Origin of the sequence: Deinococcus grandis (genome assembly GCF_001485435.1) — a bacterium.
Lineage (GTDB): Bacteria > Deinococcota > Deinococci > Deinococcales > Deinococcaceae > Deinococcus > Deinococcus grandis.
The window spans coordinates 554,681-578,680 of record NZ_BCMS01000001.1 but is presented as its reverse complement, the minus strand read 5'-3'; the positions used below and the strand labels follow the sequence as shown (position 1 = coordinate 578,680).

Annotated in this window: 24 protein-coding genes; 11 read left to right on the top strand and 13 right to left on the bottom strand. The window is 72.4% G+C overall.

Annotated features, from left to right (window positions below; translation table 11 throughout):
* Positions 1–161 precede the first annotated feature (161 nt).
* From hisD to DEIGR_RS02825, 3 genes are read left to right on the top strand one after another with little or no spacing between them, the layout of a single operon-like run.
* Entirely contained in the window at positions 162–1,472 is a 1,311-nt protein-coding gene (hisD, locus tag DEIGR_RS02835; protein WP_058975100.1) for a histidinol dehydrogenase, read from the top strand.
* Positions 1,469–2,368 carry a drug/metabolite exporter YedA gene (yedA, locus tag DEIGR_RS02830; RefSeq protein WP_058975099.1) on the top strand — a complete coding sequence of 300 codons (900 nt, stop codon included), beginning with the start codon at positions 1,469–1,471 and terminating at the stop codon, positions 2,366–2,368. Before hisD ends, yedA begins: the two co-directional genes overlap by 4 nt.
* Positions 2,365–2,952: an antibiotic biosynthesis monooxygenase gene (locus DEIGR_RS02825; protein ID WP_058978506.1), complete on the top strand. Its 588-nt coding sequence runs from the start codon at positions 2,365–2,367 to the stop codon at positions 2,950–2,952. The genes yedA and DEIGR_RS02825 overlap by 4 nt, the downstream gene beginning before the upstream one ends.
* Before the next feature lie 54 nt (positions 2,953–3,006).
* Here DEIGR_RS02825 and DEIGR_RS02820 read toward each other — a convergent pair whose 3' ends face one another.
* The 4 genes from DEIGR_RS02820 to DEIGR_RS02805 all read right to left on the bottom strand — a co-directional run bounded on the left by DEIGR_RS02820 (position 3,007) and on the right by DEIGR_RS02805 (position 6,282).
* A complete protein-coding gene (locus tag DEIGR_RS02820; RefSeq protein WP_058975096.1) occupies positions 3,007–4,155 on the bottom strand; it encodes a VanW family protein in 1,149 nt (382 codons plus the stop codon).
* 78 nt (positions 4,156–4,233) lie between these two features.
* On the bottom strand, positions 4,234–5,382 hold the full coding sequence (gene purK, locus DEIGR_RS02815) for a 5-(carboxyamino)imidazole ribonucleotide synthase (RefSeq protein WP_058975095.1): 1,149 nt from the start codon (positions 5,380–5,382) through the stop codon (positions 4,234–4,236).
* A complete protein-coding gene (purE, locus tag DEIGR_RS02810) occupies positions 5,379–5,876 on the bottom strand; it encodes a 5-(carboxyamino)imidazole ribonucleotide mutase (RefSeq protein ID WP_269083801.1) in 498 nt (165 codons plus the stop codon). The genes purK and purE overlap by 4 nt, the downstream gene beginning before the upstream one ends.
* Positions 5,877–6,024: 148 nt before the next feature.
* A complete protein-coding gene (locus tag DEIGR_RS02805; protein ID WP_058975093.1) occupies positions 6,025–6,282 on the bottom strand; it encodes a hypothetical protein in 258 nt (85 codons plus the stop codon).
* A gap of 160 nt (positions 6,283–6,442) precedes the next feature.
* Here DEIGR_RS02805 and DEIGR_RS20750 point away from each other — a divergent pair, with 160 nt between their 5' ends.
* The 3 genes from DEIGR_RS20750 (at position 6,443) to DEIGR_RS02790 (ending at position 10,377) form a co-directional block, all read left to right on the top strand.
* Complete coding sequence (locus tag DEIGR_RS20750) at positions 6,443–7,456, top strand: hypothetical protein (protein ID WP_058975091.1); 1,014 nt, start codon at positions 6,443–6,445, stop codon at positions 7,454–7,456.
* Entirely contained in the window at positions 7,449–8,540 is a 1,092-nt protein-coding gene (locus DEIGR_RS02795) for a [LysW]-lysine hydrolase (RefSeq protein ID WP_058975089.1), read from the top strand. Before DEIGR_RS20750 ends, DEIGR_RS02795 begins: the two co-directional genes overlap by 8 nt.
* Positions 8,541–8,640: 100 nt before the next feature.
* A complete protein-coding gene (locus DEIGR_RS02790) occupies positions 8,641–10,377 on the top strand; it encodes an SLC13 family permease (RefSeq protein ID WP_058975087.1) in 1,737 nt (578 codons plus the stop codon).
* Positions 10,378–10,441: 64 nt separating this feature from the next.
* Here the strand turns inward: DEIGR_RS02790 and DEIGR_RS21050 are convergent, their stop codons facing one another.
* The 3 genes from DEIGR_RS21050 to DEIGR_RS02780 all read right to left on the bottom strand — a co-directional run bounded on the left by DEIGR_RS21050 (position 10,442) and on the right by DEIGR_RS02780 (position 13,092).
* Positions 10,442–10,600, bottom strand: a complete 159-nt coding sequence (locus tag DEIGR_RS21050; protein WP_169796846.1) for a hypothetical protein — start codon at positions 10,598–10,600, stop codon at positions 10,442–10,444.
* Positions 10,601–10,843: 243 nt separating this feature from the next.
* Entirely contained in the window at positions 10,844–11,536 is a 693-nt protein-coding gene (locus DEIGR_RS02785) for an aminoglycoside phosphotransferase family protein (RefSeq protein ID WP_058975084.1), read from the bottom strand.
* Positions 11,537–11,808: 272 nt separating this feature from the next.
* Entirely contained in the window at positions 11,809–13,092 is a 1,284-nt protein-coding gene (locus DEIGR_RS02780) for an MFS transporter (protein ID WP_058975080.1), read from the bottom strand.
* 175 nt (positions 13,093–13,267) lie between these two features.
* Between DEIGR_RS02780 and DEIGR_RS02775 the strand changes: the two genes are divergently transcribed.
* On the top strand, positions 13,268–14,290 hold the full coding sequence (locus DEIGR_RS02775; RefSeq protein WP_083523907.1) for a C40 family peptidase: 1,023 nt from the start codon (positions 13,268–13,270) through the stop codon (positions 14,288–14,290).
* Between the two features lie 457 nt (positions 14,291–14,747).
* Here the strand turns inward: DEIGR_RS02775 and DEIGR_RS02770 are convergent, their stop codons facing one another.
* Positions 14,748–14,972 carry a hypothetical protein gene (locus DEIGR_RS02770; RefSeq protein ID WP_046843349.1) on the bottom strand — a complete coding sequence of 75 codons (225 nt, stop codon included), beginning with the start codon at positions 14,970–14,972 and terminating at the stop codon, positions 14,748–14,750.
* A 286-nt stretch (positions 14,973–15,258) separates the two neighbouring features.
* On the opposite strand from DEIGR_RS02770, the gene murA reads away from it, so the two are divergent.
* Entirely contained in the window at positions 15,259–16,542 is a 1,284-nt protein-coding gene (murA, locus tag DEIGR_RS02765; protein WP_058975079.1) for a UDP-N-acetylglucosamine 1-carboxyvinyltransferase, read from the top strand.
* Positions 16,543–16,694: 152 nt separating this feature from the next.
* On the opposite strand, the gene DEIGR_RS02760 is transcribed toward murA, so the two are convergent.
* From DEIGR_RS02760 to DEIGR_RS02745, 4 genes are read right to left on the bottom strand one after another with little or no spacing between them, the layout of a single operon-like run.
* Entirely contained in the window at positions 16,695–17,708 is a 1,014-nt protein-coding gene (locus DEIGR_RS02760) for a 4Fe-4S binding protein (protein ID WP_058975077.1), read from the bottom strand.
* Positions 17,709–17,717: 9 nt separating this feature from the next.
* Positions 17,718–18,140 carry a YbaN family protein gene (locus DEIGR_RS02755; RefSeq protein ID WP_058975075.1) on the bottom strand — a complete coding sequence of 141 codons (423 nt, stop codon included), beginning with the start codon at positions 18,138–18,140 and terminating at the stop codon, positions 17,718–17,720.
* Positions 18,141–18,181: 41 nt separating this feature from the next.
* A complete protein-coding gene (gene rraA / locus DEIGR_RS02750; protein WP_083523906.1) occupies positions 18,182–18,712 on the bottom strand; it encodes a ribonuclease E activity regulator RraA in 531 nt (176 codons plus the stop codon).
* Positions 18,713–18,747: 35 nt separating this feature from the next.
* Positions 18,748–19,908 carry an XdhC family protein gene (locus DEIGR_RS02745; protein WP_058975073.1) on the bottom strand — a complete coding sequence of 387 codons (1,161 nt, stop codon included), beginning with the start codon at positions 19,906–19,908 and terminating at the stop codon, positions 18,748–18,750.
* Positions 19,909–20,008: 100 nt separating this feature from the next.
* Here DEIGR_RS02745 and DEIGR_RS02740 point away from each other — a divergent pair, with 100 nt between their 5' ends.
* Positions 20,009–20,662 (top strand): hypothetical protein, encoded by a 654-nt coding sequence (locus DEIGR_RS02740; RefSeq protein ID WP_058975071.1) that lies wholly within the window; start codon positions 20,009–20,011, stop codon positions 20,660–20,662.
* Between the two features lie 70 nt (positions 20,663–20,732).
* Here DEIGR_RS02740 and DEIGR_RS02735 read toward each other — a convergent pair whose 3' ends face one another.
* Complete coding sequence (locus DEIGR_RS02735; protein ID WP_058975069.1) at positions 20,733–21,518, bottom strand: enoyl-CoA hydratase-related protein; 786 nt, start codon at positions 21,516–21,518, stop codon at positions 20,733–20,735.
* Between the two features lie 56 nt (positions 21,519–21,574).
* Between DEIGR_RS02735 and ruvX the strand changes: the two genes are divergently transcribed.
* Both ruvX and DEIGR_RS02725 read left to right on the top strand, forming a co-directional pair.
* The gene (gene ruvX, locus DEIGR_RS02730; RefSeq protein WP_058975067.1) at positions 21,575–21,994 is read left to right on the top strand and encodes a Holliday junction resolvase RuvX; all 420 of its coding nucleotides are present in this window, start codon (positions 21,575–21,577) and stop codon (positions 21,992–21,994) included.
* 238 nt (positions 21,995–22,232) lie between these two features.
* The gene (locus DEIGR_RS02725) at positions 22,233–23,936 is read left to right on the top strand and encodes a long-chain fatty acid--CoA ligase (RefSeq protein ID WP_058978502.1); all 1,704 of its coding nucleotides are present in this window, start codon (positions 22,233–22,235) and stop codon (positions 23,934–23,936) included.
* Positions 23,937–24,000 lie beyond the last annotated feature (64 nt).

Genomic DNA, 24,000 nt, shown 5'->3' with positions numbered 1-24,000 from the left:
CTCGCGTGTGAAGCCCGCTCCTGAGCCGTCCCTGCCGTCCGGCCTGCCCAGACCTGTGGGTGGGCCGCGCCGGGCGGCAGGTGCCACGATGGACCCCGGCCCGCCCCGCGTGTGGGGCGCCGCTTCCCCCACCCTCCTCTCCCCTGTCTACTGGAGTGACGATGCAAGTGCTGCAAGGCCAAGAGGCCCGGTCCGCCCTGACGCGGACGTTCAATGAGATTCCCGTTCCCGACGCCGTCCTGGCCCGTATCGAGGCGACCTTCGGCGAGGCGCTGAGTCCCGCGCAGGTCGTCGAGCGCATCCTGAGTGATGTCCGCGCGCGCGGGGACGACGCGCTGCGCGACTGGACCGAGCGGCTGGACGGCCACCGCCCCGCCGAGTTGCGCGTGCCGGAGGCGGAACTGGCCGCCGCGCAGGTCGCCCCGGACCTGCATGAGGCGATCCTCACGGCGATCCGGCGCGTGCGGGCCTTCTACGAGCAGCAGCCCGCGCACGGGTTCCTGAACCACGGCCCGGACGGCGCGCTGGGGCAGCTCGTGCGGCCGCTCTCGCGGGTGGGCGTGTACGTACCGGGCGGGCTGGCCCCGCTGATCAGCACGCTGATTCACACGGCGGTGCCCGCGCAGGTGGCGGGCGTGCCGGACATCGTGGTGACCACGCCGCCCGCGCGGGACGGGAGCGTGCACCCGGCCATCCTCGTCGCGGCGCGCGAACTGGGGATCACGCAGGTGTTCCGGGTGGGCGGCGCGCAGGCCATCGCGGCGCTGGCGTACGGCACGGCGAGCATCGGCGCGGTGGACAAGGTCGCGGGTCCCGGGAACCTGTTCGTGGTGATCGCCAAGCGGATGGTGTACGGCCAGACCGGCATCGAGAGCCTGCCCGGCCCGACCGAGACGCTGGTCGTGGCGGACGACAGCGCCGACCCGCGCTTCGTGGCGGCCGATCTGCTGGCGCAGGCGGAGCACAACGGCGCGGAACCCGTGCTCGTCTCCACCAGCCGCGAGCTGCTGATCCGGGTGCAGGCGGAACTCAGTGGGCAGCTGGAGGCCCTGCCGGAACCGAACCGCGGCTGGGCGCGCGACAGCGTGCAGGCCCGCATGAAGGTCATCCTGGCGGGCACGCTGGAGGAGGCCGTGGAGCTGGCGAACCTGTACGCCCCCGAGCACCTGTGCCTCCTAACCCGTGACCCGTGGAGCCTGCTGGGCCTCGTGCAGCGCGCCGGGGGCGTGTTCGTGGGCGAGGCGAGCATGGAGGCGCTGGGCGACTACGTGGCGGGCCCCAGTCACGTCATGCCGACCGGCGGCACGGCGCGCTTCATGAGCCCGGTGAACGTGCGGGACTTCCAGAACATCATCTCGGTGGTGGGCCTGAACGAGGGCGCGCTGCGCCGCATCGGTCCGGCCGGGGCGACCCTGGCCCGCGCCGAGGGCCTCGAGGCGCACGCCCGCGCGATCGAAAGCCGCCTCTCGTGAGTGCCGCCGCTGCCACGCCCGCCGCGCGCCTGACGCCGCTGGTGCTGCTGTGCCTGGGGCTGGTGTACGTCGTGTGGGGCAGCACGTACTTCGGGATCAAGGTCGCCATCGAGACGCTGCCGCCGCTGGGCATGCTCGCGGCGCGCTTCATGGTGGCCGGGGCGCTGCTGCTCCTCGTGCTGCGCGCCCGGGGCGCGGCGCTGCCCACCGCGCGCGAGTGGCGCTCCAGTGCCCTGGTCGGCACGCTGCTGCTGGGCGGCGGCACCGGGCTGGTCACGCTGGCCGAACGGGACGCGAGCAGCAGCGTCGCCGCCATGGTCATCGCGGTGTCCCCACTGTTCGCGGCGCTGTTCGCGCGCCTGTGGGGCGAGCGGACCGGCGGGCGCGAGTGGCTGGGCATCGGCGTGGGCCTGATCGGCATCGCGCTGCTGAACATCGGCGAACTGCACGCCACGCCGCTGGCAGCGCTGCTGCTGATCCTCGCGCCGCTGTGCTGGACGTTCGGCAGCCAGTGGTCCCGCCACCTGCCCCTCCCGCAGGGACTGATGGGCTCGGCGGCCGAGATGCTCACCGGGGGCGGCGTCCTCCTGCTCCTGAGCGTCCTGATGGGCGAACGCTGGGGCGCGCCCAGCGCCGCGAGCCTGTGGGCGCTGGCGTACCTCACGGTGTTCGGGAGTCTCGTGGCGTACAGCGCGTACATGTACCTCGTGGCGCACACCCGCCCCGCCCTGGCGACCAGCTACGCGTACGTGAACCCGGTCGTGGCTGTCCTGCTGGGCGTCGGCTTCGGCGGCGAGCAGCTGGGCCCGCTGGGCTGGGCGGCGCTGCTCGTGATCCTCACGGGCGTCGCGCTCGTCGCGTGGCCGCGCCGCGCCCCGGACGCGGAGGCCGTATGAGCGAGCCGCTCCAGTTCGAGGGGCATCAGCCCAGCGACCCGGTCAGTCTGGTCGTCCGCCGCCGCATCCGCCCCGGACAGGAGGCCGCGTACGAGACGCTGCTCGCCGAGGCGAACGCGCTGCTGGCCCGCCTGCCCGGCCACCGGGGCACCGGCGTGATCCGCCCCGTGCCGGGCGAGCAGGAGTACACGCTGCTCGCCCGCTTCGACACGCTGACGAGCGCCGCCGCCTGGGAACTGTCGCCCGAGCGGGCGGCGTGGCTGGACCGCATCGCGCCGCTGGTCGATGAGCACGTCAGTTTCGAGAAGCAGCCGGGCCTGGACTTCTGGTTCACGCCGCCGGCCGCCGCGACCCTGCGCCAGCCGCCCCGCTGGAAGATGGCCCTGCTGACCCTGGCGGCGCTGTACCCGGTGAGCGTCAGCACGTCCTGGCTGTTCGGCGAGGCCCTGAAACCCTGGCTGGGCCACTATCCCATGCCGATCCGCGCCATTCCGCAGATGATCGTGGTCGTGCTGCTCATGACCTACGTCGTGATGCCCGCCGTGACCCGCTGGGCGACGCCGTGGCTGCGCGGCGGACGGTAACGCCGCAGGCAGGGGCCCACCTCCAGGTCAGAGGTGGGCCCTGTGCTGCCGGGTTCAGTTCAGGCGCTTGTCCTTGGGGTTCACGCCGTACACGGCGCCCCAGGGTTTGTAGACGCTCTTGAGGGTGTCCTTGCTGACGACCTTCCCGCCGGCCTTGACGGTGCGGGTGATGACGCTGGTCATGCCCTGCATGGGCGTGTCGAGCAGGCGGCGGCCGCCGGGCGCGACGCGGTCGTCGGGGGTGTAGCTGGGGTCGGCGGGGGCCTTGAAGTTGGTGATGACGGGCTTGCTGATGTTCACGGTGCGGCCGGTGTTCGCGCCGAACACGTCGAAGCGCAGGGTCTGGGCGCGGGTGTCCCAGGCGGCCTGGATGAACAGGTGCTTGCCGGTGTCGTTCTTCATGCGCAGGTTCTTGCTGGGGGCGTACACGGTGGCCTCGAAGCCGACCGGGTCGTAGTACTTCACGCGGTGGCTGTGTTCGTGCCGTTCGGTGATGGGCAGGCCCGCCGCGTACAGCGCGCGGAAGATGGTGGTGCTGACCTGGCAGATGCCGCCGCCGTCCTCCTTGCTCAGGGTCCCGCCGCTGATCACGAAGCCCTTCACGAAGCCGGTGCTGGCGTCGATCTGCCCGATCTCCTCGTTGAAGTTGAATTCGTGGCCGGGCGCGATGAAGAAGTTGTCGAGTTTGCTCGCGCCGACGAGGATGTTCTTCTCGCGGAAGTCGGGGCTGCCCGCGTAGTTGCTCGTGCCGGTCGCGACGTGCCACAGGACGCCCCGCTGGGCGAGGAGTTTCACGCTGCGGTCGGGGACGGCGCGCTTGACGACCACCTGCGCGGTGTCCTTGCCGCTCAGGATGGCTTTCAGGAGGTTGGCCTTGGTGGCGGCGCGGTCCAGGGTCCAGCCGGTCTGGTCGGTGGCGACCCAGCTACCGTTTACGTTACGGAACACGGCGGGTTTGGGCTTGCGGGCGTCGATGGTCTTCTGCATCCGGTCGAGGATGGGCGTGATGGTGGTGCTCAGCCGCTTCACCTTGCGAGTCGCCTGCACGCCGGCGGCGGGCACCGCCCAGGATTTCACGATGTCCGTGGTCTTCAGCTCACCCTTGCGGATGGTGCTGACCTCGTCTTTCAGGATCAGTTTGAAGTCGGCCGCGTGGGCGGTGGCGACCAGGGCAAGGGTCAGGGTGGTCAGAAGACGCTTCACAGTTCTCAGCGTAGGCAGGGGCGCCTGACGGGCCGTGAGCGGAGGTTGCGGGAACCCTGACCTGCCTTTACGGTGCGCTTAGGGAACCAGGGGTTCCAGGCTGGCCAACCGGGCCCGCAGCGTCTCGGGATCCGGCGCGACGAGGTTCACGTGCCCCACCTTCCGCCCGTGGCGGTGGGCCTTGTGGTACAGGTGCACGCGCGTGCCCGGCGTGGCGTCAATCGCGGCCCAGTCGGGTTCCAGGGCCTGCCCGTCCGGGGCGTCCACGCCGACGACGTTCAGCATGGCGGTGGGGTGCAGCGGTGCCCAGTCGCTCAGGGGGAGGTCGAGCACGGCGCGCACCTGCGCCTCGAATTGGCTGAGGCCGCCGCCGTCCTGCGTGAGGTGCCCGCTGTTGTGCACGCGCGGCGCGACCTCGTTCACCAGCAGGTCCCCGCCGGGCAACTGGAAGAACTCCAGGGTGATCAGGCCCTCCAGCGCCCAGGCGTCCGCGACGGCGCGGGCCAGCTCGCGGGCGCGGGCCCCGGTGCCGTCCGGGACGTGGGCGGGGTACACGCTGGTGCGCAGGATGCCGTCCCGGTGCACGTTCTCGACGAGCGGCCCGAAGGCCACCTGCCCGGACGGTGTGCGCGCCACGGCGAGGCTCACCTCGCGCTCGAAGGTCACGAAGCCCTCCAGCACGCACGGCACGCGGCCCAGGTCATTCCAGGCGGCGCGCAGGTCGGCGTCCGTGTTCACGCGGGCCTGCCCCTTGCCGTCATAGCCGAGTTCGCTGGTCTTCAGGATGCCGCGCCCACCCACGCGCGCCAGGGCGCCGTCCAGGTCCCCCTCGGTCTCGATGATCTCGAAAGGCGCGGTGGTGGCCCCGGCCTCGCGCAGGGCCTGCTTCTCGCGGGCGCGGTGCTTGCTGCGGGCCAGCAGCGACCCCGCCGGGCGCACCGGCACGCGGCCCTCCAGCGCGGCGAGGGCCTCCACGGGAATGTTCTCGAATTCCAGCGTGACCGCGTCGCACGCGGCCAGCTCATCCAGCCCGGCCGGGTCGGTGTACGGGGCGTGCAGGTGGCGGGCGCACAGGCGCGCAGGGGCCTGCGCGTCGGGTTCCAGGACGGTCACGCGCACGCCCAGCGGCAGCGCGGCCAGCGCGAGCATCTGCGCCAGCTGCCCGCCCCCCAGGATGCCCAGCGTCAGGTCGCGGCCCAGCGTGGTGCCGGATGTAGGCGTATTCATGCCTCACCCGCCTGGGGGTGCCCGTCGAAGTGCGGGTCGTCCAGCACGCTCTGCGTCTGCGCGGCGCGGAAGGCGTCCAGCCGGGCACGCACGGCCTCGTCGGTCGTGGCGAGCATCGCGGCGGCGAACAGCGCGGCGTTCTTCGCGCCCGCCGCGCCGATCGCGAAGGTCGCCACGGGCACCCCGGCGGGCATCTGCACGATGCTCAGCAGGCTGTCCTGCCCGCTCAGGGCGCGGGACTGCACGGGCACGCCCAGCACCGGCACGCGCGTGAACGCCGCCAGCATGCCCGGCAGGTGCGCCGCGCCGCCCGCCCCCGCGATGATGCACGCGAAGTTCAGCCGCTCGGCGCGCGCACCGTACGTGGGCAGCAGCGCCGGGGTGCGGTGCGCGGACAGCACCCGCACCTCGTACGCCACGCCCAGGTCACGCAGGACGTCCAGCGCGCCCCCCATGGTCTCGAAATCGCTGCGGCTGCCCATGACCACGCCCACCCGGGGGGCGGCGTCGGTCACGGGGGTCGGGTCGGCGGCACTCGTCACGCCCCGCAGCTTACCGGGGTGCCCGGCCGCGCCGGGCGGGGCCGTCCAGAAAAGCGGCGCGGCCCAGGCATGGACCCGGGCCGCGCCGACAGGAACGGCTTCAGCTCTCTTCGCTGGCGTCGCGGTTCTCGCGGGCGCGGCCGTCGTCGGCGTCGTCACCGGACTCGATGAGCGCGTCAGGGCGCACGGCGGCGATCACGCCGCTGCCCGTGCCGGTCACCAGGGCGGGCACGACGGGCGCCTCCTCGGCGCGGCGGGCTTCACCTGTGGCGGGGCTGTTCACGACGTTGCCGCTCTCCTGCTCGATCTCCTCGACGCTCTTGCCCAGGGGCGCGTCCCCGTACCTGTTGTCGGTCATGCCGCCCAGTCTGGGCCGCGCGGGCGGGCGGCGGGGTGAGAGGCGCGCGCGGCGTCCCTTCACGTTGAGTGGCGCGGTTCCGCCGCGCCGGGCGCTGCCCGCTATGCTGTGACGCAGTGAAGCGCGCCGGACGTTCCGGGCGCCGAGGAAGGAGCCGATCATGACCCAGCCCAGTGACCGCGCCGCGCAGACCCTGCGTGACCTTGGATTGACCGACGCCCCCCTGAGCGCCCTGGAGCGCGAGGACGCCCTGTTCGTCCTGACGCCCGACACGCTGCTCTTTCAGGATGCGGGCGGCACGCGCCGCGTGACCCTGCGGGACCTGACCCGCATCCACAGCGATCAGGAGGGCACCCTGCGGGTCGAGACGCCCGCCGGGACGGCCCTGAGTGCCAGCCTGCTGGGCTTCGATCCGGGCGCGGTGCAGACCTTCTTCGGCGGGGTGCGCGACGCGACCGCCCGAGCCAAGGAGCAGCCGACCTCGCCGCTGCCGCAGCCGGACGCCGCGAAGACCTTCGCCCCGGCGCCCACCCCCGCGCCCGCTCCTGCCCGGGCCGCGACACCGGCGCCCCGAACGGCCGAGCCGCAGCCGGAACCGCAGCGTCCGGCCCCGCAGCCCGCGCACGCGCCCGAACCGCAGGTCCTCCAGTCCCCGGTGCACACCGACCCGGCCCCCACCCCGGTGCCGGACGCCCCGGCCCCGGCGGTGCAGGAGCGGCCCGCGCCCACGCCGGTCGTGATCTCCTCGTCGGCGTTCTCCCCCACCCGGCCCGACCCGAAGGGACCCGACCTGAGCAGGGCCCCGGAGGCCCGGCCCGCGCCCGCCCCGGCCACCACCTCGGCCCCCCCGGCGCCGGTCACGGCGGCCACGGTGACCCCGGTGGCCCCGACCCTGCGGGGTTCGGCGGGCGCGGCGGCGACCCTGGCGCGGCAGGCGGACCTCGCCTCGGGCCTGCCTGGGCGCCTGCGGGTGCTGGGTGTGGTGCTCTTCCTGGGCGCGGTGGCGCTGGCGGTCTTCCAGTTCACGGGCGGCGAGCGGACGGCGGGCCTGTGGACGCTGCTGGCGGGCGGCGTGGGCACGATCGCCCTGGTGAGCCTCGCGGACATCGCGCGCCTGCTCGTCAGCCTCGCACACGCGGTCGGGGACGGCTCCGGCGTGATGGACGTTGACTGACGGTGCCGTGCAGGACGCCCGTGACCTGCTGATCCGCGCGGTGGAGATCCCCTCGCTGTCCGGGCAGGAGGCCGAGGTCGCGGCGTTCCTGCAGGGCTGGATGGCCGCGCGCGGCTTCGAGGCCCGCGTGGACGAGGCCGGGAACGCGGTGGGCGAGCGGGGGCGCGGGCCGCTGACGGTGGCGCTGCTGGGCCACATGGACACCGTGCCGGGCGAGATTCCCGTGCGGGTGGACGACGCGGGCGTGCTGCACGGGCGCGGCAGCGTGGACGCCAAGGGGCCGCTGTGCGCGTTCATGGCAGCCGTGGCGACCCTGCCGGACGAGGCGCTGGCGGCGGCGCGGTTCGTGGTGATCTGTGCGACCGAGGAGGAGGCGCCCAGCAGCCGGGGCGCGCGCCACATCCGCACGGTGCTGACGCCGGACGTGGTCCTGATCGGCGAGCCGAGCGCCTGGGAGGGCCTGACCCTGGGGTACAAGGGGCGGCTGGTCGTGAAGGCGCAGGCGGTCAAGGAGAACTTCCACACCGCCGGGGACGGCAGCAGCGCCGGGGACGACCTGACCGAGGCGTGGTTCCGCGTGCGCGCCTGGGCGGCGGGGGCCGGGGAGTCGGGCGGCGTGTTCGGCGGCGTGCAGGCCACCATTCAGGACCTGGGGGCGGGCACGGACGGGCTGCACCAGCGGGCGTGGGGCACCTTCGGGCTGCGCCTGCCGGTCAGTGTGAGTCCCGCGCAGGCCGAAGACGAGATCCGCGCGGCGCTGGCCGACCTGGATGGCCTGGAGCTGACCTTCGTGGGGCACGAGACGGCGGTGCGGCACCCCAAGGACAACGCGCTGACGCGGGCGTTCCGCGTGGCGATCCGCGAGCAGGGCGGGAGTCCGGTGTTCAAGGTGAAGACCGGCACGAGCGACATGAACGTGGTCGCCGCCCACTGGCCGGTCCCGACCCTGGCGTACGGTCCGGGGGACAGCGCGCTGGACCACACGCCCGAGGAGCGGCTGGATCTGGCCGAGTACGACCGCGCGGTGGCGGTCCTGCGGGGCGCGCTGACGCGATTGGCGCTGGGCGCGGCCAAGGCGGATTAAAGAGACCTTCATGCGGGCCACCCGGCGCGGCCCGCATGATCGGGGGCGATGACCCCTCTGCCCTGTCCGCTCCTCCCGTCACGCCTGCGGGGGCGCTGACGTGGATCCCGTCACGCTGATCCTGATCCTGTTCGTGGTCGCGCTGGTGCTGTTCGCCACCGAGTGGCTCCCGGTGGACGTCACGGCGCTCGGCCTGCTCTCGGCGCTGCTGCTGTTCGGCCTGCTGAAGCCCAGGGAGGCCTTCGCGGGCTTCGGCAGTGACACGGTGCTCACGCTGGCGTCGCTGTTCATCCTGACGCGGGTGCTGCTGCGCGCCGGGGTGATCGAGTGGATCGGCGCGGCGCTGGCCCGCCGCTCGCGCAGCGCGACGGGCACCCTGCGGGCGCTGCTGGGCACCGTGGCGGGCGTCAGCGCCTTCACGAGCAACACCGCCACCACCGCCGTGTTCCTGCCGGTCGTGGCGGGCATGGCGCGGCGCGCGGGGATTCCCGCCAGCCGCGCGCTGATGCCGCTGGCGTTCGCGAGCATCCTGGGCGGCACGATCACCCTGATCGGCACGAGCACGAACCTCGTGGTGTCCGGGGCGCTGCCCGCCACGGGGCAGAAACCGCTGGGTTTCTTCGAACTGGCCTGGGTGGGCGTCCCGGTGGCGATCATGGGGCTGGCGTACCTGTTCTTCGTCGCGCCGCGCCTGCTGCCCGCGCGGGACGCGCAGCTGGAGGACTCGCTGCGCGCGTACCTCGCGGACCTGACCGTCGCGCCCGGCAGCGCGCTGGAGGGCGTCACGCTGCGGGAAAGCGGCCTGGGCCGCGACCACGGCCTGACCGTCGTCGCGGTGCGCCGCGGCGAGGACACCGTGTACGCCCCGCCCGCCAGCTTCCGGCTGCTGGAGGGCGACACCCTGACCGTCGAGGGACCCACCGAGCGCATCCTGGCCGGGAAGAACACGCTGGGCATCGTCAGCAAGAGCGAGCAGAAACTCCAGACCGGCGGGGACGTTCGGCTGGTCGAGGTGGTCGTGATGCCCGGGTCGCCGCTGCTGGGCCGTACGCTGCGCGAGGCCCGCTTCCGCGAACGCTACGGGGCGTCCGTGCTGGCCCTGCACCGCCGCGCCCGGCAGGTCGAGCGGCTGGGCCGCCTGCGGGTGCAGGTCGGGGACGTGCTGCTCGTGCAGGGCGGCGCCGAACGCATCGACGCGCTGGGCGACCATCTGGTCGTGCTGGGCGACCTGACCGAACGCCAGAGCGACCTGAAACGCGCCCCGCTGGCCGTGCTGCTGTTCGCGGGCGCGGTGCTGCTGGGCGGGCTGGGCGTCGTGCCGCTGGGCGTGGCGGTCGTGGTCGCCGTCGCCCTGAGTCTCGCGCTGCGCCTGATCACCCCCGAGGAGGCGTACGGCGCGGTCGAGTGGCCGGTCATCGTGCTCGTGGCCTGCATGCTGGCCTTCGGCACGGCGTTCGAGACGACCGGCGCCGCGAAGGTCCTGACCGGCGCGCTGTCCGGCGTGCTGGAACCCCTCGGACCGTACGGGCTGCTCGCGGCGCTGTTCGTGGTGACGGTCGCCCTGACGCAACCCATGAGCAACCAGGCGGCGGCCCTCGTCATGCTGCCCCTGGCCATCGGCACTGCCAAGGCGCTGGGCTACGACCCCCGGCCGTTCATCATCGGGATCACGGTCGCGGCCAGCAACTCCTTCATCACGCCGCTGGAACCGTCCTGCATGCTCGTGTACGGCCCGGGCCGCTACACCTTCCTGGATTTCGTGCGGGTCGGCGCGGGCCTGACCCTGCTGACCTTCGTGGTGTCGCTGCTGATCATCCCGCGCATCTGGCCGTTCTAGAACCCACGAATGCCAGCGGGGCACCACCTCTGACGTAGAGGGGTGCCCCGTTCAGGTGCCGCGCTCAGATGAACAGCGGCGCGTCGGGATCGTCGGGCAGCGGGCGGTCCTTGCGGGCCAGCAGGGCGGCGGCGGTGCCAATCCCGATGATCGCGCCCAGGGCAATCACGATCAGCGCCCAGGTCAGCGCGTGCGACGTGTCAGGATTGCGGTCTGAAGCCATGCGCGCAGGATACCAGCCTGCCGCCCGCGCGGTCCTTACACCGCGTTCAGGGTTCCGCGTGGGCGGACGGACCTCCGCTGGCAGGCGCGGGCAGATTGGCCGGTGCTCAGGCGGGGAGGGACCGGGCCGCCACCTGAAGCAAGCGGTCCCGCTGCCGCCCCCCCAGCCGGGTCTCGTCCCATTCGGCCGCCGCGAGGGCACGCAGCAGGATGTAGAACGCCACCAGCGTGTCCTCCTGCGCGTTCAGGGTCGCGTACCCGGCAGCACGCCCGGCAGCGTGGCGGGCTCGTGCAGGGCGATCACGGCGAGATCCATCAGGCCGTCACCCGAGCGCAGGTCCTCCACGTCGATCAGCGCGACCTGATCGTCGCCTGTCACCAGCAGGTGTTCGGGCTTTCCGTCGAACAGGATGGTCTGTCGCCCCCGTGAGGCCAGCAGCGGCTCCATGGTCCGCCACCAGCGGCTCAGCCGTCCGGCGGCGTCCTGCGGGGCCAGCCCGGTGCCCAGCCAGTACGTCAGGGCGTGCCGCAGCCAGCCCAGCATCCAGGCGTCCCAGGTCTGCTGCTGCGGTGGGGGCCGCTCGCCGGGCACGGCATGCAGCCGGGCGAGCAGCGCGCCTGCAGCCCGCTGGGCCGCCAGGGGACTCTCGCCTGTCAGGGGCAGTCCGTCCACCCACGGCAGCAGCAACCATGTCCAGCCGTCAGCGCCACGGGCCACGGGCGCCGCCACGGGAAAGCCTCGCGCCCGCAGGAACGTCCGCGCGGCCACCTCGCGGGTCAGGCCATCTCCGGCCTCCTCCAGCTTGAGGACGAACCGGCCTCCAGTGGTGGTCACCTGGAGTGCCAGTCGGTCAGGTCGCGACATCAGGACCCGGTGACCGTGGATGGGCGCCGCCAGGACTACTCCGGCCAGTCGCGCGGCGGTGTGGACGTTCATACCCGGTTGTATCCGGCATGAGGTCCGGCGCGCATGGGCCCAGTGGCCTACCGGGTCCTCACCGACCCTGCCTCTCAGGCCGGACCCGCGAGTCGTGTCATACGGATTCCGTCTGTGTCATACGGATTCCGTCTGTGTCATACGGACTCCGGTTGAAAGGTTGGCCAACCTTTCAACCCGAGCGGACGCGAGGAGGAGAAAAACGGGTTCCGGACGTGGAGTTGACAGATCGGTGGTGTTCCGGTCTGTCAATGAAACAAACGGAATCCGTATCAGTCGTCTCCGGCGGGTTTGTCGAGCTGGCGGGGCAGGCGCGTCCACAGGAGCAGCACGGCGATCAGGCCCAGGGCGGCCAGGGTGATCAGGCCCGCGCGGGGGCCGAGGATCCAGTCGCGGCTGATCAGGGTGCTGGCGATCAGGGCGCCGGGGGGGCCCATGCCGACGAGCACGAAGGAGTACAGGCTCATGACGCGGCCGCGCAGCGCGTCGGGGATGGTGAGCTGCACGGTGCTGTTGGCGCTGACGAGCAGGCTGAGCATGCCGAACCCGCACGCGGCGAGGACCGGGAAGGCCAGGGTGGGGCCGGGGGTGAGGGCCAGCAGGACGGCGCTGGCGATCAGGATGAGCGCGCCGAGGCGCAGGTTGCGCAGGGGGTTGGGGCGGCTGGCCTGCCAGAGTGCGCCGGCCATCGCGCCGATGCCGAACGCGGCGGACAGCGCGCCGAAGGTCGCCTCGCGCGCGCCGAAGACCACGCGGGCGTAGTAGGGGATGATCACGTTGAAGTTGATGATGGTGAGGCTCAGGGCGCCGACGAGCAGCATGACGTTGCGCACGGCGGGCGTGGCGCGCACGTAGCGCAGGCCTTCTTTCACGTCGCCGAGCATGCTGCCGCGCGGCCCGAAGTCGCGGGCCGGGAAGGGCAGCGTGGCGATCACGTACAGCACCACGAAGAACGACGCGACGTTCAGGTAGAAGGGCAGCGCCAGCCGCGAGATATTCTCGCTGTTGCCGCCCGCGAGCAGCGTGACGCCCAGCGCGGCGACCACGCCGAACAGCGCCTGACCCAGCGTGCGGCTCACGTTGAACGACAGGCTGTTCAGCGCCACGGCGTTCGGGACGTCGCTGCGGGGCACGAAGTCCACGACCATGCTCTGGCGGGCGGGCATGTCGAAGGCGTTCGCGGTGCCACTGATGAACGCGATCAGCATGACGAGCGGCAGAGTGACGGCGCCCAGATGCGTGGTGACGGCCAGTGCGGTGGCGGTGACCAGCAGGGTCAGCTGCGTGGCGAGCAGCACGCGGCGGCGCGGGACGCGGTCGATCACGGCCCCGGCGAACAGCGAGAGCAGCAGGCTGGGCAGGAACTGCGCGACCGTCACCCAGCCCAGCGCGGCGCTGCTGCCGCCGGACAGTTCCAGCACGAGGTACTGCTGCGCGGTGGCCTGCATCCACGAGCCGACCAGGGAGAGCAGCTGCGAGAACCAGTAGCGGCGGTAGTGGGGGTGTCGCAGGGCGCTGAAGGTGCGCGCGCCCCACGCCTGGGTGCGGGCGATCACCCGCCCACCATACGCCCGCGCCTGGCCCGGCCCATGTGGGCGTTCCCACTGGCGGGACTGCGCCCGGGGGGCGGGCCGGTCGGCGGGGGTGGTCTTGCAGGCCCGGGGGGGGCGTGTTACGGTGCGCGGAGTTCCCGCTGCTGTTCACCGGTTTCTCACGGTGCGCCCTGTTCTCATGCCTGATTTCCGCTCCCTGCCCGTCTGTCTGCTGCTCGGCGCGCTCCTCGTGGGCGGCGCGGACGCTCAGGCGGTCTTCACGGACGCCACCTCGGCGCCCCTGGCCGTAACGGGCGGGCCGGACACCGTCACGGTGCAGCCGGGCGACACGGCGTTCAGTCTGGCCCGCCGCGCGGGCCTGAGCGTCGCGGAGCTGCTGGCCCTGAACGGCCTGAGCAGCCCAGAGCTGCGGGTGGGGCAGGTGCTGCGCCTGCGCCTCCTGCCCGTCACGTATGCGGTGCAGCCCGGCGACACGCTGTACGCCCTGGCGCGCCGGTTCGGCGTGACGGTGGACGCCCTGAGTGCCGCCAGCGGCCTGACACCCGGCGCGTCCCTGCGGGCCGGGCAGGTCCTGACCCTCCCGGCGGGTGCGCTCGCGGCGCCGCTCTCCCCCACCCCGGCGCCAGCGGCAGCACCGGCCGGCGCGTCGCCCTTCCAGCCGGTCAGCCCCGCGCAGGTCACGCCGGTCCTCCAGCCGGTCAGTCCCATGCCGCGCTCGCAGACCCAGAGCAGTCCGCCCCAGGTCGCTCAGGCTCAGTCGGGGCAGTCCCTGCCCGGTCAGGCTCCGGGGGGGGCGCCCACCCTGGCGGGCGACTGGCGGACCGCCGCGCTGAGCCTGCTGAACACCCCGTACGTGTTCGGCGGCGTGACCCGCGCCGGGACAGACTGCAGCGGTCTGGTGCTGCAGGTGTTCACGCCGCTGGGCGTGACCCTGCCCCGCACGAGCGCCGAGCAGGCCCGCGCGGGGCTGGCCGTTCCGGGCGACGCGCTGGAGGCGGGCGATCTGGTGTTCTTCGATACCGAGGGCGCCGGACGCGTCTCGCACGTGGGCATCTACCTGGGCGAGGATCAGTTCATCAGCGCGAACTCGTACCAGGGGCGCGTGACGGTGGATCGCCTGCGTGCCGACCGGTACTGGGGGCCGCGGTTCGTCGGGGCGCGGCGCGTGCTGGGCCTGAACGCCCTGGCGCCCGCCCGCTGACCACCCCAAGCGCGATCTCTCCCCGGAGCACCGCTGGCAGCATTCAGAGGTCCTGAGGGAGTCCTTCAGGCCCGCCGAATCGGGCAGAGCGGACACCTGACAGCGGTTGTTTACCGCGGCCACACGCTCCTGCGCCCATGTCATACGGATTCCGGTTGAAAGGTTTGCAAAAACTTTCAACCCGAGCGGAGCGAGGAGGAGAAAAACGGTTTCCGGGCGTGGAGTTGGCAGATCGGTGATTTTCCGATCTGTTCAAGAAACAAACGGAAACCGTATCATACGGATGCCGTTTGTTTCTTGAACAGATCGGAACCCGTTGTTCTCCCACTCGCTCTGCTGCGCAGCTCTGCGAGTCCGCTCGAACCCAGTGGCTTTGTCAGCCATTCACTCGGAGCCCTTGTCACGCGGCTGGGCCGCGCCGCCCGGGGGTCCCTGGGCGTGGCGCGGCCTGCCGGGGTCAGGTGTCGTCGGCGACGGAGTCGTGTTCGAGGATGGAGCGGTACTGTTCGAGGTTCTCGCCCTCGCCGAGTTCGCGGGCGATCTTCTCGATGGCCAGCCGGACGACCTCGCTCTTGCTGATCAGGCGTTCGGGGCTGGACAGTTCGTAGGCGGTGCGGGTCAGCAGGGCGTCCTGCTCGTCGCTGATCACCACCTGGAGCCGTTTGCGTTCCTTCTTGGGCATGCCTCTCCTGAAACGGGGCCACGCCGCGCCGCCGCGGGGGGCGGCAGTGGTGTGGCCGAGTCCGTGCGGGCAGCGTAGCACGCTCCCCGAAGGCCCCTCAACATGAGCCGCACGTGACTCCAGGCGCACCCCGCCGCTCATCCAGCGTGCCGGGGTGGCCTGTATGGTCAGTATGGACGACCGGTGAGCAAGATGTGTAACATGCACCCATGCCGCGCACTGTCCGGCCCACTCCACCGACCCCCACGGCGCGCCCGGCGCGGCCCGCCTGCTGAAAGGAACCAAGATGCACCTGACCCCACTGCACGTCCAGGGCGGCCGCCCACTGAGCGGCCAGATCACCGTTCAGGGCAGCAAGAACGCCGCGCTGCCCGTCATCGTCGCCACCCTGCTGACCCGCGAGAAGGTCACGCTGCACGGCGTGCCGCGCCTGAGCGACGTCCGCACCATCCTGGACCTCATGGCGCACCTGGGCACGCACCACGCCTGGGTGGGCGAGAACAGCCTGGAGCTGCACACCCCGGAGATCCTGCATACCGACGCGCCCTACGCGCTGGTCAGCAAGATGCGCGCCAGTTTCATCGTGATGGGCGCCATCCTGGCCCGCGCCGGGCGCGCCACCGTGTCCATGCCCGGCGGCTGCGCCTGGGGGCCCCGCCCGGTCGACCAGCACGTCAAGGCGCTGCGTGCCCTGGGCGTGGACGTGCACGAGGACAACGGTAACTTCGACGCGCAGCGCACGGGCAGCCTCAGCGGGCAGTTCATCTTCGAACTGCTCACAGTGGGCGGCACGCACAACGCCATCCTGGCCGCCACCCTCGGTGACGGCGTGGTCACGCTGGAGAACGCCAGCATCGACACGGACGTCGTGGAACTCATCGAGTTCCTGAACCACCTGGGCGCCGATATCCAGGGGGCGGGCACGCACACCCTGACCATCCGGGGCGTCGCGGCGCTGCGCGGCGGGGAGTACCGCGTGATTCCCGACCGCATCGAGGCCGGGACGTTCATGCTGCTGGCCGCCGCGACCCGCAGCCGCTTCACCGTGAACAACGTCCGCACCGACCACCTGCGCGCCGTGATCGGCAAGCTGCAGGAGATCGGCGCCGACGTCACCGAGGACGGCCTGAGCGTCACGGTGGACGCCAGGGGGCGCGACCTGAAGCCCGTGAACATCACCACCCAGAGCTACCCGGGCTTCCCCACCGACCTGCAACCCCAGATGAGCGCGCTGCTGGCCACCATTCCCGGCACCAGCGTCGTGCAGGACCCCGTGTACCCCGACCGCCTGACGCACGTGGCCGAACTGCACCGCATGGGCGCGACCATCACGGTCAGCGGGTACACGCAGATCATCCAGGGCGGCGCGCTGCGTTCCGCGCCCGTGAAGGCCGCCGACCTGCGCGCGGGCGCGGCGCTGTTCATCGCGGGCCTCACCTGCGAGGGGGACACCGTCATCGACGGCGTGCAGTACCTCAACCGCGGCTACGAACGCCTCGCCGAGCGCCTCCAGGGCCTCGGGGCGCACGTCACGCAGCGAGAGGCGGAACTCGTCCCCGCCGCCGACTGAACAGCGCCCCAGAACGCCGCCCCGGGTGACCTGGGGCGGCGTTCTCCGTTGATGGCTGATGGCTGATGGCTGATGGTTGATGGTCAACAGCATCTGTGTGGCGCACCCGCCCGCGTCAAGGCCACCCACTCCCCACAACCCACTTCCCCCCTTCACATCACGCTGTCGCTCTCGCGCAGCAGCAGGGGCGCGGTGAACGCGGCGGGGCGCCAGTGGGTCTGGGCGTGGATGGCCTGTGGGGGGCAGGAGTGCAGGCAGGCCATGCAGCCGGTGCAGGCGCCGAGGTTCAGCAGGAGGTGCACGCCGCCGTCGGGTTGCAGGTCGCGGGTGATGGCGTCGGTCGGGCAGACGTTGGCGCAGACGGGGCAGTCGATGCAGGTGTCGTCCACGAGCGGCGCGGGCCAGGGGATGGCGGCGCCCTCGGGCGGGGTGGGTTTGAGGCTGCGGGCGCGCCACGTCCATTCCTGGGGGGTGCGGTCCTCGGGGACGCTCCAGTCCACGAACGGGAGGGGACTCTCGGGGATGCCCTGCGCGAGGTGCTGCTTGCCCACGCGGAACAGGGCGCCGAACGCGCCGCGCCGCGAGACGGTCAGGGAGCGACTGGCGTCCTCCGGCGTGGCGGGGCGGACGGTGACCTGCGCGGGTTTCCGGGTGGGGGCGCGCAGGGCCTGCGCGGTGTCCAGCACGCGTTCCAGCCGTTCGGGCACGTCGGGAGCGCCGACGGGGCACGCGGCGCAGTCCCCGTGGATGAGGGCCAGGGGCGCGCCCCACGCACCGGCGGCGGACAGCAGGGCCGGGGTGACGCGGCCCAGGCACGGCAGGCTGGGGCCGCCGGCGCCGCTGCGGGCGCAGGTGAGGCTGGCGTCCGGCGCGGCGCGCTGCGCGAGGTCCTGCTGGTCACGCACGCTCTGGAGGGCCGGTTCGAGGTTGTATTCCAGGGCGCCGCTGGGGCAGACCTGCACGCACAGGCCGCAGCCGGTGCAGAGGTCCGGGTCGATCTGGATGCTGCTGCCCAGCATGCCGAACGTGATGGCGTCGTGAGGGCAGGTGGTATGGCAGGCGTCGCAGCCGCCCACCGCCTGCCGTTCGAGGAGGCAGCGGGGCGCGGTGAAGCGCGGCACGTGGTTCCCGGCGTCGTCCAGCCGGGCGAGGACACCCTGAAGCATGCGCCGAGTCTACGCGCCGCGGGGCGGGTCGCGGCGCGTGGGAATCTTCATGGTGATGTACGCCACGCCCGCCAGTCCCACCAGCACCCACGCGACCTGTCCGATCAGGACGGGAATGCGCGGCAGGCTGAACGCCACCGCCACCGCGATGCAGGTGCAGGCGATCCACTTGGCCCGCAGCGGCATGCCCAGCCCCGCGCGGTAGTCGCGCACCAGCGCGCCCACGACGGGGCGGGAGAGCAGCCAAGCCTCCCAGCGGGGGTCGCCCCGTGAGAACGCGGCGGCGGCCAGCACGAACCACACGGTGCCGGGGAAGCCGGGGAGCAGCAGGCCCAGCACGCCCAGTCCGGTCAGCAGGAACCCGGCGGCCACCCACAGTGGGCGGCGGCGGGGCGGCGCCTCGGGACGCGGGGTGGGGTCGGGGGCGGTCATGCCCGGCAGCGTACCGCGTGGCGCGCCCCCGGGTGTCCCCGTCAGGCGGGGAGGATCAGGATGCCGTCCTCGTCGGCGTGGACGGCGTCGCCAGGGTGGATGGTCACGCCCGCGAAGCTGACGGGGACGTCGCGTTCACCGAGGCGCTCCTTGCCGCTGCGGCGCGGGTGGGCGGCCAGGGCGCGCACGCCGAGGTTCAACTGCGCCAGTTCGCTGGTGTCGCGCACGCAGCCGTTCACGATCACGCCCGCCCAGCCCCCCGCGACCGCCAGTTCGCCCAGTTCCCCGCCCAGCAGCGCGCAGTCCAGGTTCCCGCCGCCGTCCACGACGAGCACGCGGCCCTCGCCGGGCTGACCGAGCACCTCGCGCACCAGCGGGTTGTGGCCGGGCACGCGCAGGGTGACGGCCGGACCGTTGAAGCGCGGGCGGCCCCCGAACTCCCGGAAGATGGGCGCGAGGATGGGCGCGTCGGGCCGCAGGTCGCTGAGGTCCGTGACCGGCAGGTCCTCGGTGGGCAACGTCTCCGTGGACAGCTCCAGTTCGGGGGTGGTGTCACTGGTTGTGCGGGTCATGCCGCAGTACAGCAGCCCCCCGGCGGGCAGGGTGTTTACCGCGTGGGGGACGTTCCCGCGCCGGTGACGGGTTCCGGCCCGGCATCCAGGGGCGGCGTGACCGGGTGCGTGGGTTCGTGGTGGATGCGGCCCGCGTGCCCGCTGAGGAACGATCCGTCGTACCCGCGCCGCCACGCCATGAGTTCCGCCAGGATGCTCAGCGCGACCTCCTCGGGGGCCTCGGCGCCCAGGCGCAGGCCGATCGGGGAGCGCAGGCGTGACAGTTGCGTGGGCGTGAAGGTCACCCCCTCTGCGTCCAGGGCGCTCAGGAGGTCCAGCGCGCGGCTGCGCGGCCCCAGCACGCCCACGTACGGCGCGCCGGACTGCAGCGCGTGCGCGAGGCACACCCGGTCGCGGTCGATGTGGTGGTTCATGACGATCAGGTGCGCCCGCTCGCCCGGCGTGAAGGCGCCCAGATCCTCGGGGGCCAGGGCGTGCAGGGTCGCGCCGGGAAAGCGGCCGGGCGTGAGGTACGCGCCGCGCGGGTCGATGACGTGCACGTCGTAGCCCAGCGCGTGCGCCTGCGCCGCCAGGGGTATGGCGTCGTGCCCGGCGCCGTACAGCACGAGCTGCGGCGGCGGGGTGCTGACGTCCACGAACACCGCCGAGCCGTCCGGTGCGGTCAGGGTCGCGGCGCGCGGTTCCAGGTGCGTCAGGCGCTCGCGGGCGGCGGCCAGCGCGAAGGGCCGCAGGTCGGCCCGCAGGTCCCCCAGCGCCGCCCCGTCCGGGGTGACCAGCAGGCGCCCCGCGCCGGGGCTCAGGGGCACGATCAGCGCGGCCTTCTGCCCGGACTCCAGCGCCCCCAGCCACGCCGCCGTGACCGGGTCGTCCGGGTCCACGCGTTCCACGCGGACGTCCACGCTGCCGCCGCAGCCGATCCCCAGGCCCCAGGTGGCGTCCTCCGACAGGTCGTAGTGCGTCAGGGCGCTGTCGCCGGTGCGGATCACGTCCAGCGCGACCTCGACCACCTCGGCCTCCAGGCAGCCGCCGGACAGCATGCACACCTGCGCGCCGTCGTCGAGGATCAGCATGCGGGTGCCCTCGCGGCGGTAGGCGCTGCCCCGCACGCCCACGACAGTGGCGATCGCGGCGCGCTGGCCCCGGGCGTGGGCGGCGCGCAGGGCGCCCAGCAGCGCTCTGGTCTCGGCGGCGTTCATGATGCGTCCACTCTAGCAACGCGCAGGTTGGCAGAAGGTGGAGGGACACCCAAGCCGGGCCTCACCCCTGCCGCCCGCGCGGCGGTGCAGACTGGTGGGCATGCTCGACAACATTCTCAGCACCGTGAAGAAGGGCGCCGAGCGGGTACAGCGCCGCGGCGAGGAGGTCGCGTCCACCACGCGGCTGCGCGTGGAGATCTTCAGCCTGGGCCGTGAACTCGACGCGCTGTACGGCCGCCTGGGCCGCTCGTACCACGCCGGGGCCGACCAGGACGTCCTGAGAGGCGTGCAGGACGACATCCGCCGCGTCGAGGAGGAGATCCGCGCCCGTGAACGCCTGATCGAGGAACTCGGCGAACACGACGAGCCCGCCACGACCCCGGGCGCGCCCGCGGCGACGACGCCAGCCCCGTCCTCCGTCACGCCGGCGGCGCCCACGGCCCCCGTCACCACCCCCGTCGCGCCCGCCGCGGGCAGCAACTGGCCCACGTTCACGTCCAGCCCGGCCCGCACGGAACCCACCGTGCCCGCCAGCGTCCCCCACCCCACCCAGACCCCGGAGGTCCACATGAGCGACGACCGCACACCCACCACGCCCGACCCGACCGTGCAGCACAGCGACGAGAAGATCGTTCCCGGCGACGCCACCGCCAGCATGGGCAACGAGGCCGCGCGCGACAGCATGGCCCGCCACGACAACATGATCGAGGAAGGCAAGGCCGCCAGCCGCAACCCCGACCCGCTGGAGAAGTGACCGGGTGATGGGTGATGGTCAGCAGCGTCCGCGCGAAGACCCCACCCACTCCCTCCTCCCCACTTCCCCCTTACTTCGCGTCCCGCACGAACTGCGCGGGGCGTTTTTCCTTGAAGGCCGTCACGCCTTCCTCGTGTTCCCAGTGGTCCCCGGCGATCTGTTGCAGCGCGGCCTCCTGATCCAGGGCCTCGTCCAGGGTGCTGGTCTGCGCGAACACCAGTGCCTGCTTGGTCAGCTTCAGGGCGTTCGCGGGCCGCGCGGCGAGGCGTTCGGCGTAGGCCTGCACGTCCGCGCGGAAGGTGTCGTCGGGGAAGACCTGTTCGCACAGGCACAGGCGCAGCGCGTCGTCGGCGCGGACGCGTTCGGCCAGCGCCATGAGTTCGAAGGCGCGGTGGTACCCGACGAGGCGCGGCAGGAACCACGTGCTGCCCGAGTCCGGCACCAGCGCGATGTTCGAGAACACCTCGATCAGGCTGGCGCCCTGCGCCCACAACCGGATGTCCCCGGCCAGGGCGAGGCTGGCCCCGGCGCCCGCCGCGACGCCGTTCACGGCGCTGATCACGGGTTTGTTCAGCCTACGGATGGTGCGGATCAGGGGGTTGTAGGTGTGGTTCAGGTGCTCGGTGAAGGTCATGTCGCGGCCCGACACGTCCCCGAGGTCCTGCCCGGCGCAGAAGCCCCGCCCGGCCCCGGTGATGACGACCACGCGCACGCTGTCCTCCGCGTCGGCGCGGCGCAGGGCGTCCGTCAGGGCCAGCAGCAGGGCGTCGTTCGCGGCGTTCAGTTTGTCCGGGCGGTTCAGGGTCAGGGTGCGCACCCCGGCCTGGGTGGTTTCGGTGATCACGGCTTCGCTCATGCCCATCAGCCTAACGCGCGTTTGGCCGCCGGGGGCCGTTTGCTACACTCCGGCGCATGAGCGCTCCCACCCCCGACGACGCGCAGGGTCCAGCGCCGACCACCGTGCCGGTCACGCTGGCGCTGGACGTCAGCAAGCACCGCATCGGCTTCGCGGTCAGCGCCGGGCGGCTCGCCTTCGGGCGCGGCAGCGTGGACCGCAAGCGCCTCCCACTGGACCTGAAGGCCGTGCGGCTGAAGGTCGAGGAGACCGGCGCGCAGCAGCTCGTGCTGGGGCTGCCGCTGCGGACCGACGGCGCGCAGAGTCCCAGCGCGGACCGCGTGCAGGCCTTCGGGCGCGTCCTGACCGAGAAGGGCTACCGCGTGATCTACCAGGACGAACGCTTCACCACCCGCCGCGCCCGCGACCTCGGCGCGCAGGACGAGGACGAGGCGGCCGCCGTGCAGATCCTCGAACTGTACCTGCTGGGCCAGTAGCCCGAGAACGCCGACTCGGTGGTCCGGGCAGCGCCGCAGGGGCACCCCGGAGGCGGGGGGCCAGGGTACGGGTCACGGACATGGACGGTCGCCGGAGCCGCCGCCCCGTTCGTGGCACCCCGTGGGCCTGCTGACTGAGCCGGGTTCAATTTTGCCTATACTTCCGGCATTCACAGTGAACCGGTGGGCCCGGCGGTGAACCTGTCACCGCGTTCTCGGGCGCATCACGGAGGTGTTCATGCAGGGCAACATGATGGACGTTCAACTGACCGTGCCGACCATTCTGGAACGCATCCGCACGCAGTACGCCAGCCGCGAGGTCGTCAGTCTCCTCGTGGCGGGGCGCGACGAGCAGGGCAATCCCGTGCCGCACAAGCACCGCACCACGTACGGGCAGGTCGCCGACCGCGCCCGGCGCCTCGCGGGGGGCCTGCTGGGCCTGGGCCTCGGGAAGGGGGACCGGGTGGCGACGCTGGCCGTGAACTCCTTCCGGCACCTGGAGGCGTACCTGGGCGTGCCCAGCGCGGGGCTGGTGCTGCACACCGTGAACATCCGCCTGCACCCCGAGCAGATCGCCTGGATCCTGAACCACGCCGAGGACCGCGTGCTGCTCATCGAGAACGTGTTCGCCGCGATGATCCCCGCCCTGAAGGCCGCGTGCCCGCAGCTGGAGCACATCCTGGTGCTGGGGCCCACGCCGCAGCCCATCCCGCTGCCGGGCGTGCAGGACTACGACACCTTCGTGCAGGAGAGCGAGGCCCTGACCCGCTACCCCGACCTGGACGAGCGGGACGCGGCCGCCATGTGCTACACGAGCGGCACGACCGGCAACCCCAAGGGCGTCGTGTACACGCACCGCAGCACGGTGCTGCACTCGCTGGCCAGCGCCCCGAAGGACGCCCTGAACGTCGGTGAGGCCGACAGTGTCCTGCCGATCGTGCCGATGTTCCACGTGAACGCGTGGGGCCTACCGTACACCTGCGCGATGTACGGCGCCAAGCAGGTGTACGCCGGGGTGTTCGCGGACGGCCGCAGCGTCGCGACGCTCCTTCAGGACGAGGCGGTGACGATCACGGCGGGCGTGCCCACCATCTGGATGGGCCTGCTGGCCGAACTGGACCGCGCCGCGCAGGCCGGGCAGCCGTACGAACTGGGCGGCCTGGAACGCCTGATCGTGGGGGGCAGCGCCGCGCCCGAGGCGATGATCCGCGCCTTCCAGACCCGCCACAATCTGGCGCTGCTGCAGGCCTGGGGCATGACCGAGACGCACCCCCTGGGCACCGCCAGCGGCGTCCCGCACGGCGTGGACCCCAGCAGCGACGAGGGCTTCGCCCTGCGCGCCAAGCAGGGCCGCACCGTGCCGCTGATCGAACTGGACGTGCTGGACGACCAGGGCCAGCGCCTTCCGCACGACGGGAAGACCATGGGCCGCCTGATCATCCGCGGGCCGTGGGTGGCCAGCAGCTACTTCAAGGGCGAGGGCCAGAGCAACTTCTTCGACCTGGACGGCCAGCAGTGGTTCGACACGGGCGACATCGCCACGCTGGACGACCGCGGATACATGCACATCCAGGACCGCGCCAAGGACCTGATCAAGAGCGGCGGCGAGTGGATCAGCTCGGTGGACTTGGAAAACGCGATCATGGCCCACCCGGCCGTGAACCTGTGCGCCGTGATCGCCATGGACGACCCCAAGTGGGACGAGCGCCCACTGGCCGTCGTGACGCCCAGGCCCGGCCAGAGCGTCACGCACGACGAACTGATCAGCTTCATCGCGCCGCGCTTCGCGAAGTGGTGGCTGCCCGACGCGACCGTCCTGACCGACAGCATCCCCATCGGCGCGACCGGCAAGATCCTTAAGCGTGAGCTGCGCGACCAGTACCGCAGTTACAGCAGCACCCAGGGGCTCGTGACGCCCGCCGCGCCCGACCGCAGCGAGTGATTGGGGAGTAGGCAGTGGGGAGTGGGCTGGCGTGCATGACACGTCGGCCCGCTTCCTTTGGTGT

What these genes read in the sequence shown, in the direction of transcription:
- DEIGR_RS02735 (WP_058975069.1), bottom strand. Translation starts at nt 21,518, where the DNA reads ATGAGCGAAGCCGTGATCACCGAAACCACCCAGGCCGGGGTGCGCACC.
- purK (WP_058975095.1), bottom strand. Translation starts at nt 5,382, where the DNA reads ATGAATACGCCTACATCCGGCACCACGCTGGGCCGCGACCTGACGCTG.
- DEIGR_RS02725 (WP_058978502.1), top strand. Translation starts at nt 22,233, where the DNA reads ATGCAGGGCAACATGATGGACGTTCAACTGACCGTGCCGACCATTCTG.
- DEIGR_RS02770 (WP_046843349.1), bottom strand. Translation starts at nt 14,972, where the DNA reads ATGCCCAAGAAGGAACGCAAACGGCTCCAGGTGGTGATCAGCGACGAG.
- murA (WP_058975079.1), top strand. Translation starts at nt 15,259, where the DNA reads ATGCACCTGACCCCACTGCACGTCCAGGGCGGCCGCCCACTGAGCGGC.
- DEIGR_RS02760 (WP_058975077.1), bottom strand. Translation starts at nt 17,708, where the DNA reads ATGCTTCAGGGTGTCCTCGCCCGGCTGGACGACGCCGGGAACCACGTG.
- hisD (WP_058975100.1), top strand. Translation starts at nt 162, where the DNA reads ATGCAAGTGCTGCAAGGCCAAGAGGCCCGGTCCGCCCTGACGCGGACG.
- DEIGR_RS02825 (WP_058978506.1), top strand. Translation starts at nt 2,365, where the DNA reads ATGAGCGAGCCGCTCCAGTTCGAGGGGCATCAGCCCAGCGACCCGGTC.
- DEIGR_RS02805 (WP_058975093.1), bottom strand. Translation starts at nt 6,282, where the DNA reads ATGACCGACAACAGGTACGGGGACGCGCCCCTGGGCAAGAGCGTCGAG.
- DEIGR_RS02755 (WP_058975075.1), bottom strand. Translation starts at nt 18,140, where the DNA reads ATGACCGCCCCCGACCCCACCCCGCGTCCCGAGGCGCCGCCCCGCCGC.
- rraA (WP_083523906.1), bottom strand. Translation starts at nt 18,712, where the DNA reads ATGACCCGCACAACCAGTGACACCACCCCCGAACTGGAGCTGTCCACG.
- DEIGR_RS02785 (WP_058975084.1), bottom strand. Translation starts at nt 11,536, where the DNA reads ATGAACGTCCACACCGCCGCGCGACTGGCCGGAGTAGTCCTGGCGGCG.
- DEIGR_RS02740 (WP_058975071.1), top strand. Translation starts at nt 20,009, where the DNA reads ATGCTCGACAACATTCTCAGCACCGTGAAGAAGGGCGCCGAGCGGGTA.
- DEIGR_RS20750 (WP_058975091.1), top strand. Translation starts at nt 6,443, where the DNA reads ATGACCCAGCCCAGTGACCGCGCCGCGCAGACCCTGCGTGACCTTGGA.
- DEIGR_RS02745 (WP_058975073.1), bottom strand. Translation starts at nt 19,908, where the DNA reads ATGAACGCCGCCGAGACCAGAGCGCTGCTGGGCGCCCTGCGCGCCGCC.
- DEIGR_RS21050 (WP_169796846.1), bottom strand. Translation starts at nt 10,600, where the DNA reads ATGGCTTCAGACCGCAATCCTGACACGTCGCACGCGCTGACCTGGGCG.
- DEIGR_RS02775 (WP_083523907.1), top strand. Translation starts at nt 13,268, where the DNA reads ATGCCTGATTTCCGCTCCCTGCCCGTCTGTCTGCTGCTCGGCGCGCTC.
- ruvX (WP_058975067.1), top strand. Translation starts at nt 21,575, where the DNA reads ATGAGCGCTCCCACCCCCGACGACGCGCAGGGTCCAGCGCCGACCACC.